Here is a 17,484-nt window from a genome sequence, read left to right as displayed (position 1 = left end):
GTTTTATCAACGTATTTTTTGGGTAATAGTTCACTTGGTTAATTTTAAGGTAATGGGTTTTATCGTCATTTGTCTGTTTACTTTGTCATCATGGGCGGAGGAGTCAGAGCCAACTTTTGAGACCTCTAAAGAGCAACAAGAGAGCCGTCACCGTGATGGTGTTGATGTGTATGAATTGGTGGCAGATGACGCTGTCGTTGAGGATGATTCAGACGGTGGTGTGACGTATTTTGAGGAGCCGTTGGTGTTGCCTGAGCATTTGGGCCCTGTTATTCATCCTATTTCCGCCAAAAATACCGACGAAACATCGGTTTCCTTCCCAGAATCGCCATTATTGGACGCGCCAGCGCCTTGGGTTCCATCAATAGTGCCATTTCTCGACAATACTCAGCCTGAAAACACAGCGGCTAAAGAGGGTGCTAAAGATGGTAAAACAGCCTCAAAGCCATTGCATGAACCCAAAGTGGGATCGCCTAAGCAAGAGGGTGTCCCTGCCAAGATTCTGGCGGTCGACGTTCACCCTAAAATGCCCAAAATTGCGATCCTGATTGATGACTTAGGGTATAACCGTCACGGTATGGAATCGTCGTTGTTGTTGCCGACCGAAGTGGCGTTGGCGATTCTGCCTAGTACTCCTTTTGCACATCAAACGGCTCTGGGTGCTCAAAAGCAAAATCGAATTACCTTGTTGCACGCTCCTATGGAAAATGAACGAGAGCTGAAATTAGGACCGGGTGGATTGTACGCCAAGATGTCTGAGCAAGAATTGAAGTCTACGTTGTCTAATGATCTGGATGGCTTGCCGGGCATAAAAGGGGTGAACAATCACATGGGGAGTTTACTCACTACCAAAGCCGATTCGATGAAGTGGGTAATGGAAACCCTAAAAGGTCGTTCGTTGTTTTTTATTGATAGCCTGACTAGCCCGAAAAGTGTGGCGAAGCAAACGGCTCAAGAATTCGGTCTAGAAACAGTGAGTAGAGATGTGTTTTTGGACAATATCCGAACCGAAGCCGCGATAGACAAACAATTCACACGGTTAATAAAGTTGGCAAAAAAGCACGGTAGTGCATTGGCAATTGGTCATCCTTACCCAGAGACGATGTCTTACCTCAAAAAGCGCTTGCATAACTTAGGACAAGATGGCGTACACCTTGTGTCTGTGTCCGAGCTGTTAACGGTGGCCACACAACCGGTCCCCTAAATGATTATGTTATAAAACTCGGAGTTTTTTGATAAAAAATCGGAGTTTTTGCTAATTTATTTTTTGGCTTTTTGTAATAAATTAAATCTGTGTTGTGTGTTTTGCACGCAGCACGGGGTCTTGAAGTTCGCCCTCTTAAATATCCCTCCAAAAAGTTTGCTCCTGCTTAGTGCAGAAAATCACGCTCGTCAGTATAAAATTCTTTGTAAATAAAAAAACACAGTGATTAATTTTGCTTATATTTTAATCGCCAGCGATTTATCACTTCTATTTGCATTATTTGTTCGCACTACTATTGACCAAACAATAGACTAATATTAATGTGTAGCTTCATTACAGTGCACATTTTTTGAATAATTGCTGTAAACGTTCCATATTTAATACTTTTTAATAGGTTGAAATGTTGGAACGATTCTTGCTTTTGAATAATAACGATAAAACACAAAACGAGTAGAGGCTTTTCTTATGTCAAATGCGGTTGTTAGAAAAACATTAATTTCTCTTGCTGTTGCGGGTGTGGCTACATTAGCACAAGCAGATGTGGTCATCGGTGTTGCAGGTCCTCATACAGGGGCTTATGCTGCATTCGGTGAACAATTGTGGAAAGGAGCTGAAAAAGCGGCGGCTGACATTAACGCCGCGGGTGGTATTAATGGCGAAATGATCTCTCTGGTAAAAGCAGACGATGCGTGCGAGCCAAAACAAGCCGTATCGGTTGCTAACCGTCTAGTGGATTCCGATGGCGCTGTTGCTGTTGTGGGTCACTTCTGTTCTTCTTCTTCTATCCCTGCGTCAAAAATTTATGAAGAAGCCGGTGTTATTATGGTAACGCCTGCTTCCACAAACCCAACGTTGACTGACCAAGGTTTGCCAAACGTTTTCCGTGTGTGTGGTCGTGATGATCAGCAGGGCGACGTAGCAGCAAGCTATATTGTGGACAAACTAAACGCGAAACGCGTTGCCGTTATTCATGATAAAGACACGTACGGTAAAGGCCTTGCAGACGCAATGAAATCCACTCTTAACGCTTATGGCGTAAAAGAAGTGATGTACGAAGGTTTGACTCGTGGCGAGAAAGACTTTAACGCCTTGATTACTAAAATTCGTTCTGTAGACGCTGATGTTGTGTACTTCGGTGGTCTTCACTCTGAAGCGGGTCCATTGGTTCGTCAGTTGCGTGAGCAAGGTTCCAAAGCCATCTTTATTTCTGGCGACGGTATCGTATCTGACGAATTCGTTTCTGTAGCGGGCTCTCCAAAATACGTTGATGGCGTGTTGATGACATTTGGTGCGGATCCAACCTCTTACCCAGCGGGTAAAAAAGTGATCAAAGAATTCCGTGATAGCGGTTACGAGCCAGAAGGTTATACCTTGTACTCTTACACAGCGATGCAAGTGGCTGTTGCTGCATTGGCAAACAATAACTTAGACCCAATCAAAGGCGCTAAATGGTTGAAGTCTCATTCTGTTAATACGGTAATGGGTAAAAAAGACTTTGACAGCAAAGGTGACTTAACGGTTTCTGATTACGTTATGTACGAGTGGGATGCTCAAGGTAAATATAGTCAAGTAGATTAATTTCCAATTAGTTTTCTGTTCCTGTCATATCTGACACAGGGTTGCTCGCCACGGATTAGGTGAGCACTCCTGATTTCTCTATTAAAATTCCCACGAGGTCTTACGATGGATATCGTTCTCCAGCAGTTGGTAAACGGTCTTACCCTTGGTTCTGTTTATGGACTCATTGCGATCGGCTACACCATGGTGTATGGCATTATCGGCATGATTAACTTTGCGCATGGTGACGTTTACATGGTCTCTGCGTATATCACCGCTATTGCATTAGCACTTTTAACATTTTTCGGTATCGAATCTTTTCCTATCATTCTTGTCGGCACCTTATTCCTAACGGTTGCTGTCACTGGCGCTTATGGCTGGGTAATTGAACGTATTGCCTATCGTCCATTAAGAAGCTCCAGTCGTTTGTCTGTATTGATTTCTGCGATCGGTATGTCGTTGATTTTGCAAAACTATGTGCAACTTAGCCAAGGTGCAAATCAGCAGGGCGTGCCAACACTGTTAACCGGTGCCTTGCGTTTCCATGTTGGTGATGGTTTTGTGCAAATCACGTACATGAAATTGCTCATTTTGTTTATTTCTATTTTGGGTATGGGTGTACTGACTTACGTTATCCAAAAAACAAAACTAGGTCGTATGTGTCGAGCGACCCAACAAGACCGTAAAATGGCTTCTATTTTGGGTATAGATACGGACAAGGTTATCTCGACTGTTTTCGTTATTGGTGCCGTTATGGCTGCGTTGGCGGGTGTATTGGTTACGCTTGATTACGGTGCATTTGATTTCTATGTTGGCTTTATTATTGGTATCAAAGCCTTTACTGCTGCTGTATTAGGCGGCATTGGATCCTTACCAGGTGCGATGTTAGGTGGATTGATTCTTGGATTGTCTGAAGCACTGTTTGCTGGGTTGATTAGTTCTGATTATAAAGATGTTTTCTCATTCTCTTTGTTAGTACTCATTTTGATTGTTCGCCCAAGTGGCCTTCTAGGCAAACCTGAAGTGGAGAAAGTATAAATGAGCCAAGCAGTTGGAATTAACTTTAAAAAAAGTAGCATTGATGCCTTAATTGCCGGTTTTATGGCGTTGGTCTTATTCGGGCCCATTGTTGGTGTCGTGTTAGATGGATATGAGTTTAATGCTGAGTTCGGAAAAGTCGCTTGGATGGTGGCTATTGTCGCCGCAGGCCGCTTCGTTATGTCATGCTTTTTTCAGACTGAAAAAGGCGTGGCGATGGCGTTTCGTTACGCGAATAACAATGAAGGGGTGGAGGTATTAGCTCCGGGCCATAAATCTAAAATGATCTGGATTATCCCCTTGGTCATGGTGATAGGCTTAATCATTCCGTTTATTGCATCCAAATACGTTTTAACGGTTGTTATCCTTGGCCTAATATACGTTTTGCTAGGGTTGGGACTTAACATCGTTGTGGGTTTGGCGGGGTTGCTGGATCTTGGTTTTGTTGGCTTCTACGCGATTGGTGCTTATGGTTTGGCGCTAGGCTATGAAAACCTAGGCTTGGGCTTTTGGTCTATGTTGCCGATAGCGGCCGTTATGGCGGCCATTGCTGGGGCGATTCTGGGTTTCCCTGTTTTGCGTATGCATGGGGATTATTTGGCCATTGTCACGCTGGGTTTTGGTGAAATTATTCGACTTGTTTTAACGAACTGGGCGTCTTTTACTCATGGGCCAAACGGTGTGTCTGCACCACTTCCTACTTTCTTTGGTTTGGAATTTAAGCGCCGTTCTAGTAGTGGTGAAACTTTCCATGAGTTTTTTAATATTCCTTATGATTCCGCTTACAAGTACATGTTTGTGTATTTGGTTCTATTTATCGTCGTTTGGGCGGTATTGTTCATTAAGCATCGTTTGGTAAAAATGCCAATTGGTCGTGCGTGGGAAGCATTACGTGAAGATGAGATTGCTTGTCGATCTTTGGGGTTAAACCATGTATTGGTAAAACTGTCCGCCTTCATGCTAGGTGCCTCTACGGCTGGTTTGGCGGGTGTGTTTTTTGCCTCTTACCAAGGTTTCGTCAACCCATCGTCATTTACGTTCTTTGAATCTGCATTGATTCTTGCGATCGTTGTCTTGGGTGGAATGGGCTCGACTTTAGGCGTTGTACTTGCTGCCTTCTGTTTAACTGTTTTGCCTGAAATATTGAGGGAATTTGCTGAATACCGAGTATTGATGTTTGGTATTTTGATGGTTGTTATGATGATCTGGAAACCTCGAGGTATTGTTCGTGTTACTCGAACTGGTTTTGCTGCGAGAAAAGGGGTAACGAAATGAGCCAAGAAAATGTTTTAGCTGTTGAAAACTTGGTGATGCATTTTGGTGGCATTAAAGCGCTAAATGACGTGACCTTTGATATTAAACGAGGCTCTGTTTCTGCTCTTATTGGTCCGAACGGAGCGGGTAAAACGACGGTATTTAACTGTTTGACAGGGTTTTACAAAGCGACTGGCGGTAAGATTATTTTGTCTGCTGGCGGTAAAGAGACCAGTATCATTAAAGTGTTAGGCGAACCGTTTAAAACGACGGATTTCTTTTCACCTTTTGCGTTCTTTGCTCGCCTTAAATACAAAATGTTTGGTGGCTCGCATTTGGTGAACCGTGCGGGCCTTGCCCGTACGTTTCAGAATATTCGATTGTTCAAAGAAATGTCGGTGGTGGAGAATTTGCTGGTGGCACAACATATGCTAGCAAATCGCAGCTTATTGGCCGGTATTTTAAACACTAAGTCTTATAAAAAAGCCGAAGAAGACGCGTTAGAACGTGCTTTTTATTGGTTGGGTGTGGTTGATTTGGTGGATTCTGCTAACCGATTGGCGGGTGAACTTTCATATGGCCAGCAACGTCGTTTAGAAATTGCTCGTGCTATGTGTACGAATCCAGAGATTGTGTGTTTGGATGAGCCTGCGGCTGGTTTGAACCCATCTGAAACCGAAGCATTGACCAAAATGATTCGCGTATTGCGTGATGAGCATAATACGACAGTGTTGTTGATCGAGCACGATATGGGGATGGTCATGGATATTTCGGACTACATCGTAGTGCTGGATCATGGTGAAGTCATTGCGAAAGGCGGCCCTGATGACATTAAGAGTAATCCAAAGGTTATTGCTGCTTACCTTGGTGCAGAAGAAGGTGAGGAGGTAACACTATGACTACATTGATGGAATTTAAAGACGTAGATGTTCATTACGGTCCAATTCAAGCGCTGAAAAAAGTCTCTCTTACCGTAAATGAAGGTGAGATTGTGACGTTAATCGGTGCCAACGGTGCGGGTAAGTCAACGTTATTGATGTCTATTTTTGGGCAGCCACGCATTTCTTCAGGTGAAATCATTTATCGCGGTGAAGATATTTCGCAAAAATCTGCGCATTATGTGGCGTCGCATGGTTTGGCTCAATCACCAGAAGGTCGCCGGATTTTCCCTAGTATGTCGGTGGAAGAGAACCTATTGATGGGGACGATTCCAATCGGTATGGATCATGCTGAGGAAGACATGCAGAAAATGTTTGAACTGTTTCCTCGATTACTGGAGCGCCGCAATCAGCGAGCCTCTACTATGTCTGGTGGTGAGCAACAAATGTTGGCGATCGCTCGTGCCTTGATGAGCCGTCCAAAACTGCTGTTGTTGGATGAGCCGAGTTTAGGTTTGGCGCCCATTATCGTGAAGCAGATTTTTCAAATTTTGAAAGACGTTGCGAGCACAGGGATGACCATCTTTTTGGTGGAGCAGAACGCTAACCACGCCTTGAAATTGGCAAACCGCGGTTACGTTATGGTCAACGGTGAGATTCGTATGACAGGTACTGGGGCTGAGCTATTGGTTAACCCAGAAGTACGAGAAGCCTACCTAGGCGGCCACTAAACTTAAACGAATATTTGGTCGTTTCAATCAAAGCCACGTTTCATTTATATCAGGAATGAAACGTGGCTTTTTTATTGTGGATAAAACAGTGTGTTTTACACAGGCTGCTCGGCATTCATGTCGTATTTTTCAGGAAAAATCACACTGGTTGGAAGTGGGGCGTTACGCTCTAAAAAGCGTATCGGTTAAAATGTCCCGTACTTGCGAAGGTTGTGAAGCCATGCCCAATGGTGCTTGAAAAATAGCGTCAATCTTATCACCGAAATACGCATGCACTTCTTCTGCACTCATTGCGGGTGATAATCCTGCAGGGTTAGCGGAGGTAGAGACAATAACGCCGTCATAGGCAGCGCACAGGCGTTGAACCGGCTGGTGTTGAGATAAACGTATTGCAACGCTTTGGTGTTCACCTCTTACCCAGCTTGGTGTAATGGTCCTGTCGGGTACCACCCATGATGTTGGGATGTCATTGTGGCTGACAAGGCGCGCTGCAGAAGTAGCGTCGAGAGCCTGAAGCCAAGGCGTCAGTTGTTGTTTTGCCCCGGCGACCAAGATTAATCCTTTGGATTCTGGACGGTCTTTCAATGTCAAAATACGTCTTACCGACGCTTCATTAAAAGGGTCACAACCCAGCCCCCAAACAGCTTCAGTTGGATAGGCGATAACGCCGCCTTGTCTAATAATGTCGGCAAGTACTTCTACAGAGGTAATGAGGTTCATATTGATTGGCTTATAAAATGTACACAGAAGATAAGAATGCGAAAGATTGTAGCGAGAAAAAAAGAGGGGAGCCAGTTGATATTGTTGTTTGACCAAGCGATAACGGCAATCGCTTGGTCAAAGGGAAGTTCTGCTAAATACCCAGTACAGGTTTATTGCATCGATTCGATTTTTTCTTTTATCTCACTGATTTTACTGTTGACCACTTTTTCTAGGTGTTCCAGCTCTTTAATCAAATCTTCTTTTGATGCCTTGGTTTCGTGCTGCTTACCGACGATTTGTTCCAGCTCTTCCATCGCTCGTAAAACGATCAATGATGGTTCTTGTACTTGTCGGTAAGTTTGTTGACCACCATCAGCCAATACGGTTTTTGTTGAGCGACCAAATTTGAATTTTTTACTCTTTGGAAGCAAAGAGCCTTTCTCACGGCGGTAATAAATTTTTAAGACGTCGTGACCGCCTTCGTAGCGTAACGTGAATTTTTCAATGTCCTGTATGCTGGTGATACCCATGGACTGAAGTGTTGGATACATAACTATTTTCCCGTTTATTAATCGTTATTTAATAATCTTTAATTAGTAGGGGATTGTGCCAGTAAAAGCAAGTCTAAAAGAATAGAAAACTGAGATAATGCAAGCAAATAATAAAAGACTTGCTTGCATTACTCGATTGTTTCTCAGGCCTTATTAATCTTCATCCTGTTCGGCGTGATCGATGTTGAGCTCTTTGATTTTACGGGTCAGAGTGTTGCGTCCCCAGCCCAGTAACAAAGAAGCATCACGACGACGACCACCAGTATGTGCCAATGCAGTTTCAATCATGATTCGCTCAAATTTTGGCACCGCTTGTTCAAGTATGCCTTTTTGTCCAGTGGCTAATGTACTGTCGACCCAATTTTTAAGCGCTTCCTCCCAAGATGCGAAAGGTTGCTCGTGTGGAACCGCTGCGAGCAATTCCGGTGGTAAATCTTCGACAAGCACTTCTCGGCCTGATGCCATCACAATCAACCATCGACAGGTGTTCTCTAATTGACGAACGTTGCCTGGCCAGTCGAGTTGGGTAAGGTAATTTTCGGTTTCTTTGGTGAGTTGCTTTGGTTCCACAGACAGTTCATCCGCGGCACGACTCAAGAAATGACGAGCCAATTTTGGAATGTCTTCTCGGCGTTCTGCCAGTTTTGGCAAGTGAATGCGAATCACGTTTAGTCGGTGGAACAAATCCTCTCGGAATGAGCCTTTTTGTACCAAGTTTTCTAAATTTTGGTGTGTCGCGGCAATGATACGAACGTCCACTTTAACGGGCGTATGGCCGCCAACGCGATAAAACTCACCATCTGCTAGGACGCGCAATAAGCGGGTTTGGGTTTCAGCTGGCATGTCGCCGATTTCATCTAAAAATAAGGTGCCGCCATTGGCTTGTTCAAAGCGTCCACGACGTTGTGTGTTGGCACCAGTGAATGCGCCTTTTTCATGGCCGAATAATTCAGACTCAATGAGGTCGTGTGGAATGGCCGCCATGTTTAAGGCGATAAATGGGTTGGATGCTCGTGGGCTATGAGTGTGTAACGCCTGTGCAACCAACTCTTTGCCTGTGCCCGATTCGCCATTAATCAACACCGTAATGTTGGAATTGGCAAGACGACCAATGGCGCGGAAAACTTCCTGCATGGCAGGCGCTTCGCCGATAATTTCTTTGTCTACTTGAGGCTCTTCTGCCACTTCCATGTCGTCGGTGCTGGGTCTTGCGTTGCGATGGTGGAGCATGGCGCGTTTCACCAAGCTGACCGCTTCTTCGACGTCGAAAGGTTTTGGTAAGTATTCGAACGCACCACCCTGATAAGATGCCACCGCGCTTTCCAAATCGGAGTGGGCGGTCATGATGATTACGGGCAAATAGGGGTGATCTTTTTGCAGCTTCTCAAGCAGTTTAAGGCCATCCATACCTGGCATACGTATGTCGCTGATGATCGCGCTGGGTTGCTCTTTATCAATCATGTTGACGAGGTTTTCAGCAGAGTCGAACAGACGACATTGAATGCCTTCTTGTTCCAGTGTTTTTTCTAAAACCCAACGAATAGAGCGATCGTCGTCAACAATCCATACGGTTTCTTCTGGTGTCATGTGTGTTTCTCCTGTTCGTGGACTGTTGTCTCTATGGGAATCAATATATTAAATTCGGTTTTCTTCGGGTAACTGTTGCATTCAATAATCCCATGGTGCTGATGAATAACAGACTGTGCGATGGATAAGCCTAAGCCTGTGCCATCGGCTCTGCCGCTGACCATTGGGTAAAAGAGGGTTTTTAGAATGGCTTCTGGAATGCCCGGGCCGTTATCGACAATGCTGATTTTGCACACTAAACGATGGCGTTTTGAGCCAATGGTGAATTGACGCAAAGCCCGCGTCACCATGTGAATGGTTTTGTGGTGATTGCCGGTGTCTTCCATGAGTGCTTGCATGGCGTTGCGTGTCACATTCAACAGCGCTTGGATCAATTGCGACTCGTCGCCAATGAGGTCTGGAATACTTGGGTCATAATCTCGAATGAGTTGGATTTGATTGTCTGTCTCAACTGAGATCAGTTGTCTAACGCGTTCTATGACCTTGTGTATGTTGAGAGGTTTGTTCTTCGGTAGTTGTCTCGGCCCTAACAAACGGTCAACAAGATCACGTAACCGATCGGACTCTTCAATGATCACCTGTGTGTAATCGTTTAGTGCTTCATCGGTAAACGCTCGGCTGATAAGTTGCGCGGCGCCGCGAATACCGCCAAGTGGGTTTTTGATTTCATGAGCCAAGCCGCGCACCAGTTCTTTGCTGCTTTCGTGGTTCGCGATGATTTCATCTTCTTGTGAGATACGCTTCATGCGATCGCGTGGATACAGCTCAATGATTAAGCTTTCCGTATCATTGGACGTGCCCATGACTGGTGTGACCGTGTAGTCGCAAAAGAGCTTTTTGTTGTTACTGCACTCTATTTCCGCTTCGCGCTTAGTAAAAGGGTGGCCAGACTCGATAGCGGCATGCAAGGCTTGAATGCTGTCTTCGTCTTCACGAAAGGCGGCGTTAATGTCACTGCCATAAATTCGACGGCGGCTGACCGCCAGCAACATTTCGGCTGCAGGATTCAGATATTCGATCTCAAGCTGGTCATTCAGTTGAACAATAGCCGTAGATAAATGGTCGATTAATAAACTATACACAGACAGTGCCTCTCTATTGACTCCTGCTTTTATGGTTTCCTTTTATAACAACTGCAAAAAGCGAACCAACATTGGGCAGCCTAGAATGGCTTGTTTATTAAGGTTTTTGCGTTTGTCAGGAAAACATTATGCACTGTTTTTGTGCGCTATGGTGTTGATGTTTTTTTTAGTGCAAAAAAAAGCCCCGATCTGTGTCGGGGCTTTTTGTGAATTACTTAGCGAATATTGCTATTACACGCTGTAGTAAAGTTCGAACTCAAGTGGGTGAGTTGTCATAGATACGCGACGAGCTTCACCAGTCTTAAGGTCGATGTAAGCATCGATCATGTCGTCAGAGAAAACGCCACCTTGAGTTAAGAATGCGCGGTCTTCATCTAGGCACTTAAGCGCTTCTTCTAGGCTGCCAGCAACCTGAGGAATGGCCAACGCTTCTTCAGCTGGTAGGTCGTATAGATCTTTATCCGCTGCATCGCCAGGGTGAATCTTGTTTTTGATACCGTCAATACCTGCCATCAACATAGCTGCGAATGCCAAGTATGGGTTAGCGGTTGGATCAGGGAAACGAGCTTCAATACGCTTGCCTTTAGGGCTTGCAACGTATGGGATACGGATAGAAGCAGAACGGTTACGTGCAGAATATGCAAGCATAACAGGTGCTTCGAAGTGAGGTACAAGACGCTTGTAAGAGTTAGTTGAAGCGTTAGTGAACGCGTTCAATGCTTTAGCGTGCTTGATGATACCGCCGATGTAGTAAAGCGCCATTTCAGATAGACCGGCATATTGGTCACCTGCGAATTGGTTTTCGCCGTTTTTCCAGAAAGACTGGTGAACGTGCATACCAGAACCGTTGTCACCAACGATTGGTTTAGGCATGAAGGTCGCTGTTTTTCCGTAAGCGTGCGCTACGTTGTGTACGCAGTACTTAAGGATTTGAACTTCGTCGGCTTTTTTAACTAGAGTGTTAAATTTAACGCCGATTTCGTTCTGACCCGCTGTTGCTACTTCGTGGTGATGAACTTCGATCACAAGACCCATAGTCTCCATCGCGCCACACATTGCAGCACGTAGGTCGTGATGAGAGTCTACTGGTGGAACTGGGAAGTAACCGCCTTTAACGAAAGGACGGTGGCCCATGTTGCCGCCTTCGAATTTCTTGTTAGAAGACCAAGCCGCTTCTTCAGAGTTGATCTCTACAGAACAACCTGACATGTCTGTTTTCCATTTAACATCATCAAAGATGAAGAACTCTGGCTCTGGGCCAAAGAACGCAGTGTCGCCAAGACCTGTTGATTTTAGGAATTCTTCTGCACGTAGAGCAACAGAGCGTGGGTCACGGTCGTAACCTTGCATAGTAGAAGGCTCGATAACGTTACAACGAACAATAACCGTTGGCTCTTCAGTGAAAGGGTCGATAATCGCCGTATCGTCCTGAGGCATCATGATCATGTCGGATTCGTTGATGCCTTTCCAGCCAGCGATGGAAGAGCCATCAAACATCTGACCGTTTTCAAAAAATTCTTCATCTACCGTAATAGCTGGAATAGATACGTGTTGTTCTTTACCTTTAAAATCGGTAAAGCGAAGGTCAACCCACTTCGCGTCATGCTCAGCAATCAAGGCAAGGGTCTTGTTTGACATAGTTGTTCTCCAGTCATAGTAAAAGCAAAATTACTTTTGATTTAAGGGGGCTTCAATGTAAAGCGCCGTTTGTCTAGTTATTCATCGATTATAAGGTAAGCACAACTTGTGCCAGAATTTTGTGCGAGACAATAAGTTCATAAATAACAATAAGATAGGTTTTTTTTGATCCTTGTTGTTATTCACTTTGGCCAAAATAGCGCTTTGAAATTGCTTAAATGCACCTTGTTGGTGCAAAAATAAGGCTGATTGTTTTCTTTTGGTGCAAATTTAGCGTTTTCGTATCGATTGGCTTTTCTTTATACTATGCGCCTAAATTACACTATCCGGTAAAAACCTCAAACCTTATGAAATTCATTGTTAAATTCTTTGCAGAAATCACCATCAAAAGTCGTCCAGTAAGAAAGGCGTTTATTAAACAACTCCGCCATAATGTGAAACTGGTATTAAAGAAGCACGATGCCGATGTCATTGTTTCAGGTAATTGGGACTTTATTGAAATTTTTTCCGATAAAGACACATTGCGACAAGAGTTCACAGAGGCATTGTCTTGTATCGCCGGTATTGCTCATTTCCAGTATGTTCGTGAATTCCCTTTGGTCGACCTTGATGACATTGTAGAGCAAGCGGTGGTTTCTTATGGCGATGCGTTAAAAGACGCTGTTTTCGCAGTACGAGTAAAACGTGTCGGCCAGCATGACTTTACTTCTGTGGATGCTGAACGTCATATTGGCGGTTGTTTAAAAGCACGCTGCGGCGCCTTAGCGGTGCGCTTGAAAAATCCTGAAGTATTGGTACCTATTGATATTCGTGATGATCGAGTGTGGATGATTGAACAACGAGTTGAAGGCCTTGGCGGTTATCCGTTAGGGTCCCAAGATTCTGTGTTGTCTTTAATGTCAGGTGGTTACGACTCAACAGTAAGCTCCTACTTAACCATGAGTCGAGGCTTGAAAACGCATTTTTGCTTCTTTAATTTGGGCGGAGATGCTCATGAAATTGGCGTTAAGCAAGTGTCCAATTTTATCTGGGAAAAATACGGTTCCGCACTGAATGTAAAATTCATTACTGTGCCTTTTGAGGCTGTGGTCGGTGAGATTTTAACCAAAGTGGACAACGCCGAGATGGGCGTTATCTTAAAACGCATGATGTTGCGTGCGGCTTCTCAGTTGATGGGCGAAGTCGGGGCGAAAGCGTTGGTAACGGGTGAAAGTGTGGCGCAAGTTTCTAGTCAAACCTTGATGAATTTAAAAGTGATCGATCAGGTGACAGAAGAGCTGGTACTGCGTCCTTTGATTACGACGAATAAGCAAGTCATCATTGATAAGGCCATCGAAATCGGCACTGCGCCATTTGCGGCCAGTATGCCTGAGTTTTGTGGTGTGATTTCGGTTAAGCCAACAACGCGAGCAAAAATGCATCGCGTGGAAAAACAAGAGTCGAACTTTGACTTTGCCGTGTTGGAAAGTGCCATTGAGAACGCTCAAGTTATGTCGATTCAAAATGTAATGGACGATGTTTCTAAGCAATATCAAGGTGAAGTGCCTGTGGTGCGTATGCCCGTGGGAGACGAAGTGATCATCGATATCCGTCACCCAGATGAAGCCAGTAACCGCCCATTGAAAGTCAGCGGTCGTCCTGTCAAAGTGATTCCATTTTTTGCATTGGATTCTAATTGGTCTGATCTTGATAAAGACACAATGCATTTACTGTACTGTGGCAAGGGCGTCATGAGTCGAATGCACGCGTCTTACTTATTGGGCAAAGGGCATGAAAATGTCGGAGTATATTTGCCTTAAATCAGTGTTAAAAAAACGGTAGTATTTTTGTAGTGTTTAAATGCTATCGTTTTTATTCAAATGCGCTTTTTATCCAATTGAAGTATTTTTATAGACTTTTTTGGCCACTTTAATGGGATCTTCACAAATATAAGGGTACAATTGCGCGAATTTTATCCCGCACCAAGATCCGAGACGCTTGAAGAGCATATCTGCCCGTATCAAGCGGCAGTTTATCTTTTTGCTCACGCTAAATGCAGAGAACTATAAATGTCTAATGATATCAATAAGTTACGTAACGTAGCTATTATTGCCCACGTTGACCATGGTAAAACTACCTTGGTTGATCAGTTATTAACACAATCTGGTACGCTAGATCGTAAAGACCTTGGTTCAGAGCGAATCATGGACTCTAACGACCAAGAAAAAGAGCGCGGTATCACCATTTTGGCGAAAAACACGTCCATCATGTGGAACGATTACCGTATCAATATCGTAGACACACCTGGACACGCTGACTTCGGCGGTGAAGTAGAACGTGTATTGTCCATGGTTGACTCTGTATTGTTGTTGGTTGACGCAGTTGATGGCCCAATGCCACAAACTCGTTTCGTAACATCAAAAGCATTTGAGCGTGGTCTTCGTCCAATCGTTGTTATTAACAAAATTGACCGCCCTGGCGCTCGTCCAGATTGGGTTATGGATCAAGTATTTGACTTGTTCGATAGCCTTGGTGCAACAGAAGAGCAATTAGACTTCCCTGTTATTTATGCCTCTGCAATCAACGGTATTTCTGGTAATGACCCAGAAAACATGGCCGAAGACATGGTGCCACTTTACCAAATGATCGTAGACAGCGTGCCTGTTCCTGATGTTGATCCAGAAGGTATGTTCCAAATGCAGGTGTCTGCATTGGACTACGATGCGTACGTTGGCGTTATCGGTATCGGCCGTATCACTCGTGGTAGCTTGTCTCCAAACCAGCAAGTAGTAATCAAATCTGCTGACGGTAAAGAGCGTAAAGGTAAAGTTCTAAACGTTAAGGGTTACCACGGTCTAGCTCGTGTAGATACAACAAAAGCGTCTGCGGGTGATATCGTTTGTATTAATGGTATCGATGGCCTAAGTATTTCTGACACGCTATGTAACCCAGAGTGCGTAGAAGCGCTTCCTGCATTGTCTGTAGATGAGCCAACAGTAAGCATGACCTTCATGGTGAACGATTCTCCGTTTGCTGGTAAAGAAGGTAAATTTGTTACTTCTCGTAATATCAAAGACCGTTTGGATCAAGAGCTTATCCACAACGTAGCGTTGCGCGTAAGCCAAGGTGATGCACCGGATAAATTCATTGTTTCTGGTCGTGGTGAGCTTCACCTTTCTGTTTTGATTGAAAGCATGCGTCGTGAAGGCTTCGAGATGGGTGTTTCTCGTCCTGAAGTAGTTCAAAAAGAAATCGACGGCAAAATTCAAGAACCATTTGAGTTGGTTGTTATCGACGTTGAAGAACAGCATCAAGGTTCTATCATGGAAGAGCTTGGCTTACGTAAAGCTGAGTTAACTAACATGGAACCAGATGGTAAAGGTCGTGTTCGTCTTGAGTTCATGACGCCTTCTCGTGGATTGATCGGCTTCCGTGGCTTGTTCCTAACATTGACTTCTGGCTCTGGTATCATGACCAGCGTATTTGACCATTACGGTCCAGTAAAAGACGGTGATGTAGGTGGACGCCAAAACGGTGTATTGATCAGCATGGTGACGGGTAAGACAGCAGCATTTGCATTGTTCAACCTACAAAGCCGTGGTCGTTTGTTCCTAGGTCATGCGGTTGAAGTGTACGAAGGTCAAGTAATCGGTATCCATTCACGCGATAACGACCTAACGGTTAACCCTGTTAAAGGTAAGCAGTTAACGAACATGCGTGCTTCTGGTACAGATGAAGCGTTGACTTTGACGCCACCAATTCGCCATACACTTGAGCAAGCGCTTGAGTTTATTGAAGACGATGAATTGGTAGAAGTAACACCAGAAAGCATTCGTATTCGTAAGAAGCTATTGACTGAAAACGAGCGTAAACGCGCTGGTCGTAAGTAAGCTTTTGCTTAGCGTAATACTTTAAATACGTTGTTTTTATAGAGCAGCAGCAAATGGGTTCATGCAAATGAATCCGTGAGCGACAGAAGCGCCTTCGGGCGCTTTTGTTTTATCTGGGGGTTGTTAAGGTCGTAACGTAAGAAGAGCCAAAAGAAAGAGGGCGAGTGCAATGAAAGTATTGGTGCAGCGAGCATTGAACGCGAGCGTTGTTGTAGAGGGTGACACGGTAGGAGCCATTGATCATGGGCAGCTGGTGTTGGTTGGCATTGAAAAAGGCGATACCGAAGCGGATGCTCAAAGATTGGCAGATAAACTTTTGAAATACCGCATGTTTAGTGATGAAGAGGGAAAGATGAACCTCAATGTTCAGCAAGTCGGTGGTGGCGTGTTATTGGTCTCTCAATTTACCTTGGCGGCAGAGACCAAAAAAGGCCTGCGCCCTGGCTTTTCCACAGCGGCTGTCCCGTCTGAAGCAGAGCGTTTGTTTAACGATTTTGTGGAGAAGGTGAGAGCACAATATCAGCGAGTTGAAACAGGCCGTTTTGGTGCCGACATGAAAGTGTCCTTTACCAACGATGGGCCTGTTACTTTTATGCTCGATTAAGATGTAGTGTGAGAGGCTTCGCTGTCTTCTTCCGTTTGTGAACCATCGACCACGACTTTGACGGTGCGACCGGCAATCAAACCAAGCTCGAACAAAAGCCACATAGGTATGGCGAGCAGGGTTTGTGAAAATATATCGGGTGGCGTGATGAGCATGCCCACCACAAAACATCCTAGGAAAATATACGGGCGCTTTTTCGATAGAGTGGCAACCGTTGTCACGCCGGCCTTGATCAGTAAATACGTTGCTACTGGAATTTCAAAGGTCACACCAAACGCAAAAAACAGTTTTAAGACAAAGTTTAAGTAGTTGTTGATGTCTGTCATTACGGTCACTTCACCTGGTCCGACAGTGGTGAAGAAACCAAAAATAAGCGGTAGAACGACGTAATAGGCAAAAACCACGCCGGCATAAAAAAGAAAAATGCTCGAAATCAGCAAAGGAATCGCGATTTGTTTCTCGTTTTTGTACAACGCTGGGGCGATAAAGGACCAAGCCTGAAATAGCGTGTATGGCACCGAGATGAGAACAGCCACTGCAAATGTCAGTTTTAACGGGGCAAGAAAAGGCGACGCCACCTCGGTTGCAATCAAAGAGCTGCCAGCAGGCAGCAACAATCTCAGAGGTTCCGACACGATCAAATACAGATCATTTGCGAACGAATATAAGCCAATAAATAAAATGAGTATCGCAAGAACGCATTTTAATAAACGGTTTCTCAGCTCAATCAGGTGAGCAACCAATGGGGCTTGGTTAGAAGAATCTGTGCTCATAATGCGTTATGTGTCC

At 44.6% G+C, this 17,484-nt stretch carries 15 protein-coding genes; 9 read left to right on the top strand and 6 right to left on the bottom strand.

The window, feature by feature from the left end:
• The first annotated feature begins 34 nt into the window (after nucleotides 1-34).
• From AABA11_RS14390 to AABA11_RS14365, 6 genes are all read left to right on the top strand, one after another.
• Entirely contained in the window at nucleotides 35-1,204 is a 1,170-nt protein-coding gene (locus AABA11_RS14390) for a divergent polysaccharide deacetylase family protein (RefSeq protein ID WP_338269017.1), read from the top strand.
• A 465-nt stretch (nucleotides 1,205-1,669) separates the two neighbouring features.
• Nucleotides 1,670-2,782: a branched-chain amino acid ABC transporter substrate-binding protein gene (locus AABA11_RS14385; protein ID WP_338269015.1), complete on the top strand. Its 1,113-nt coding sequence runs from the start codon at nucleotides 1,670-1,672 to the stop codon at nucleotides 2,780-2,782.
• A gap of 105 nt (nucleotides 2,783-2,887) precedes the next feature.
• Nucleotides 2,888-3,799, top strand: coding sequence for an ABC transporter permease subunit (locus AABA11_RS14380; protein ID WP_011978557.1), 912 nt, complete (start codon nucleotides 2,888-2,890; stop codon nucleotides 3,797-3,799).
• Nucleotides 3,800-5,074, top strand: coding sequence for a high-affinity branched-chain amino acid ABC transporter permease LivM (gene livM / locus AABA11_RS14375; protein WP_338269009.1), 1,275 nt, complete (start codon nucleotides 3,800-3,802; stop codon nucleotides 5,072-5,074).
• Nucleotides 5,071-5,952, top strand: coding sequence for an ABC transporter ATP-binding protein (locus tag AABA11_RS14370; RefSeq protein ID WP_338269007.1), 882 nt, complete (start codon nucleotides 5,071-5,073; stop codon nucleotides 5,950-5,952). The genes livM and AABA11_RS14370 overlap by 4 nt, the downstream gene beginning before the upstream one ends.
• Nucleotides 5,949-6,662: an ABC transporter ATP-binding protein gene (locus tag AABA11_RS14365; RefSeq protein WP_265729496.1), complete on the top strand. Its 714-nt coding sequence runs from the start codon at nucleotides 5,949-5,951 to the stop codon at nucleotides 6,660-6,662. Before AABA11_RS14370 ends, AABA11_RS14365 begins: the two co-directional genes overlap by 4 nt.
• Before the next feature lie 162 nt (nucleotides 6,663-6,824).
• Here the strand turns inward: AABA11_RS14365 and tsaC are convergent, their stop codons facing one another.
• From tsaC to glnA, 5 genes are all read right to left on the bottom strand, one after another.
• Nucleotides 6,825-7,382: an L-threonylcarbamoyladenylate synthase type 1 TsaC gene (tsaC, locus tag AABA11_RS14360; protein WP_338269004.1), complete on the bottom strand. Its 558-nt coding sequence runs from the start codon at nucleotides 7,380-7,382 to the stop codon at nucleotides 6,825-6,827.
• Nucleotides 7,383-7,534: 152 nt separating this feature from the next.
• The gene (locus AABA11_RS14355; RefSeq protein ID WP_265729494.1) at nucleotides 7,535-7,915 is read right to left on the bottom strand and encodes a DUF3461 family protein; all 381 of its coding nucleotides are present in this window, start codon (nucleotides 7,913-7,915) and stop codon (nucleotides 7,535-7,537) included.
• Nucleotides 7,916-8,068: 153 nt separating this feature from the next.
• On the bottom strand, nucleotides 8,069-9,502 hold the full coding sequence (gene ntrC / locus AABA11_RS14350; protein WP_265729493.1) for a nitrogen regulation protein NR(I): 1,434 nt from the start codon (nucleotides 9,500-9,502) through the stop codon (nucleotides 8,069-8,071).
• Nucleotides 9,499-10,584: a nitrogen regulation protein NR(II) gene (gene glnL, locus AABA11_RS14345; RefSeq protein WP_338269000.1), complete on the bottom strand. Its 1,086-nt coding sequence runs from the start codon at nucleotides 10,582-10,584 to the stop codon at nucleotides 9,499-9,501. The genes ntrC and glnL overlap by 4 nt, the downstream gene beginning before the upstream one ends.
• 231 nt (nucleotides 10,585-10,815) lie before the next feature.
• A complete protein-coding gene (glnA, locus tag AABA11_RS14340; RefSeq protein WP_265729491.1) occupies nucleotides 10,816-12,222 on the bottom strand; it encodes a glutamate--ammonia ligase in 1,407 nt (468 codons plus the stop codon).
• Nucleotides 12,223-12,569: 347 nt separating this feature from the next.
• Here glnA and thiI point away from each other — a divergent pair, with 347 nt between their 5' ends.
• From thiI to dtd, 3 genes are all read left to right on the top strand, one after another.
• Nucleotides 12,570-14,021 carry a tRNA uracil 4-sulfurtransferase ThiI gene (thiI, locus tag AABA11_RS14335; protein ID WP_338268997.1) on the top strand — a complete coding sequence of 484 codons (1,452 nt, stop codon included), beginning with the start codon at nucleotides 12,570-12,572 and terminating at the stop codon, nucleotides 14,019-14,021.
• A 249-nt stretch (nucleotides 14,022-14,270) separates the two neighbouring features.
• A complete protein-coding gene (gene typA, locus AABA11_RS14330) occupies nucleotides 14,271-16,091 on the top strand; it encodes a translational GTPase TypA (protein ID WP_338268995.1) in 1,821 nt (606 codons plus the stop codon).
• A gap of 169 nt (nucleotides 16,092-16,260) precedes the next feature.
• A complete protein-coding gene (gene dtd, locus AABA11_RS14325; protein ID WP_338268993.1) occupies nucleotides 16,261-16,695 on the top strand; it encodes a D-aminoacyl-tRNA deacylase in 435 nt (144 codons plus the stop codon).
• Here dtd and tatC read toward each other — a convergent pair.
• Nucleotides 16,692-17,468: a twin-arginine translocase subunit TatC gene (gene tatC / locus AABA11_RS14320; protein ID WP_338268991.1), complete on the bottom strand. Its 777-nt coding sequence runs from the start codon at nucleotides 17,466-17,468 to the stop codon at nucleotides 16,692-16,694. The genes dtd and tatC overlap by 4 nt on opposite strands.
• Nucleotides 17,469-17,484: the final 16 nt, after the last annotated feature.

Origin of the sequence: Marinomonas pontica (assembly GCF_036322735.1) — a bacterium.
In the GTDB taxonomy this organism is placed as follows: Bacteria; Pseudomonadota; Gammaproteobacteria; order Pseudomonadales; family Marinomonadaceae; genus Marinomonas; species Marinomonas pontica.
Note: the sequence above shows the minus strand (reverse complement) of the source record. Positions and strands in the feature narration are given on the sequence as shown.

Bases quoted from the DNA above. Each gene is read 5' to 3' on its own strand.
- AABA11_RS14385 (WP_338269015.1), top strand. From the start codon at position 1,670: ATGTCAAATGCGGTTGTTAGAAAAACATTAATTTCTCTTGCTGTTGCG.
- AABA11_RS14380 (WP_011978557.1), top strand. From the start codon at position 2,888: ATGGATATCGTTCTCCAGCAGTTGGTAAACGGTCTTACCCTTGGTTCT.
- livM (WP_338269009.1), top strand. From the start codon at position 3,800: ATGAGCCAAGCAGTTGGAATTAACTTTAAAAAAAGTAGCATTGATGCC.
- AABA11_RS14370 (WP_338269007.1), top strand. From the start codon at position 5,071: ATGAGCCAAGAAAATGTTTTAGCTGTTGAAAACTTGGTGATGCATTTT.
- AABA11_RS14365 (WP_265729496.1), top strand. From the start codon at position 5,949: ATGACTACATTGATGGAATTTAAAGACGTAGATGTTCATTACGGTCCA.
- tsaC (WP_338269004.1), bottom strand. From the start codon at position 7,382: ATGAACCTCATTACCTCTGTAGAAGTACTTGCCGACATTATTAGACAA.
- AABA11_RS14355 (WP_265729494.1), bottom strand. From the start codon at position 7,915: ATGTATCCAACACTTCAGTCCATGGGTATCACCAGCATACAGGACATT.
- ntrC (WP_265729493.1), bottom strand. From the start codon at position 9,502: ATGACACCAGAAGAAACCGTATGGATTGTTGACGACGATCGCTCTATT.
- glnA (WP_265729491.1), bottom strand. From the start codon at position 12,222: ATGTCAAACAAGACCCTTGCCTTGATTGCTGAGCATGACGCGAAGTGG.
- thiI (WP_338268997.1), top strand. From the start codon at position 12,570: ATGAAATTCATTGTTAAATTCTTTGCAGAAATCACCATCAAAAGTCGT.
- typA (WP_338268995.1), top strand. From the start codon at position 14,271: ATGTCTAATGATATCAATAAGTTACGTAACGTAGCTATTATTGCCCAC.
- dtd (WP_338268993.1), top strand. From the start codon at position 16,261: ATGAAAGTATTGGTGCAGCGAGCATTGAACGCGAGCGTTGTTGTAGAG.
- tatC (WP_338268991.1), bottom strand. From the start codon at position 17,468: ATGAGCACAGATTCTTCTAACCAAGCCCCATTGGTTGCTCACCTGATT.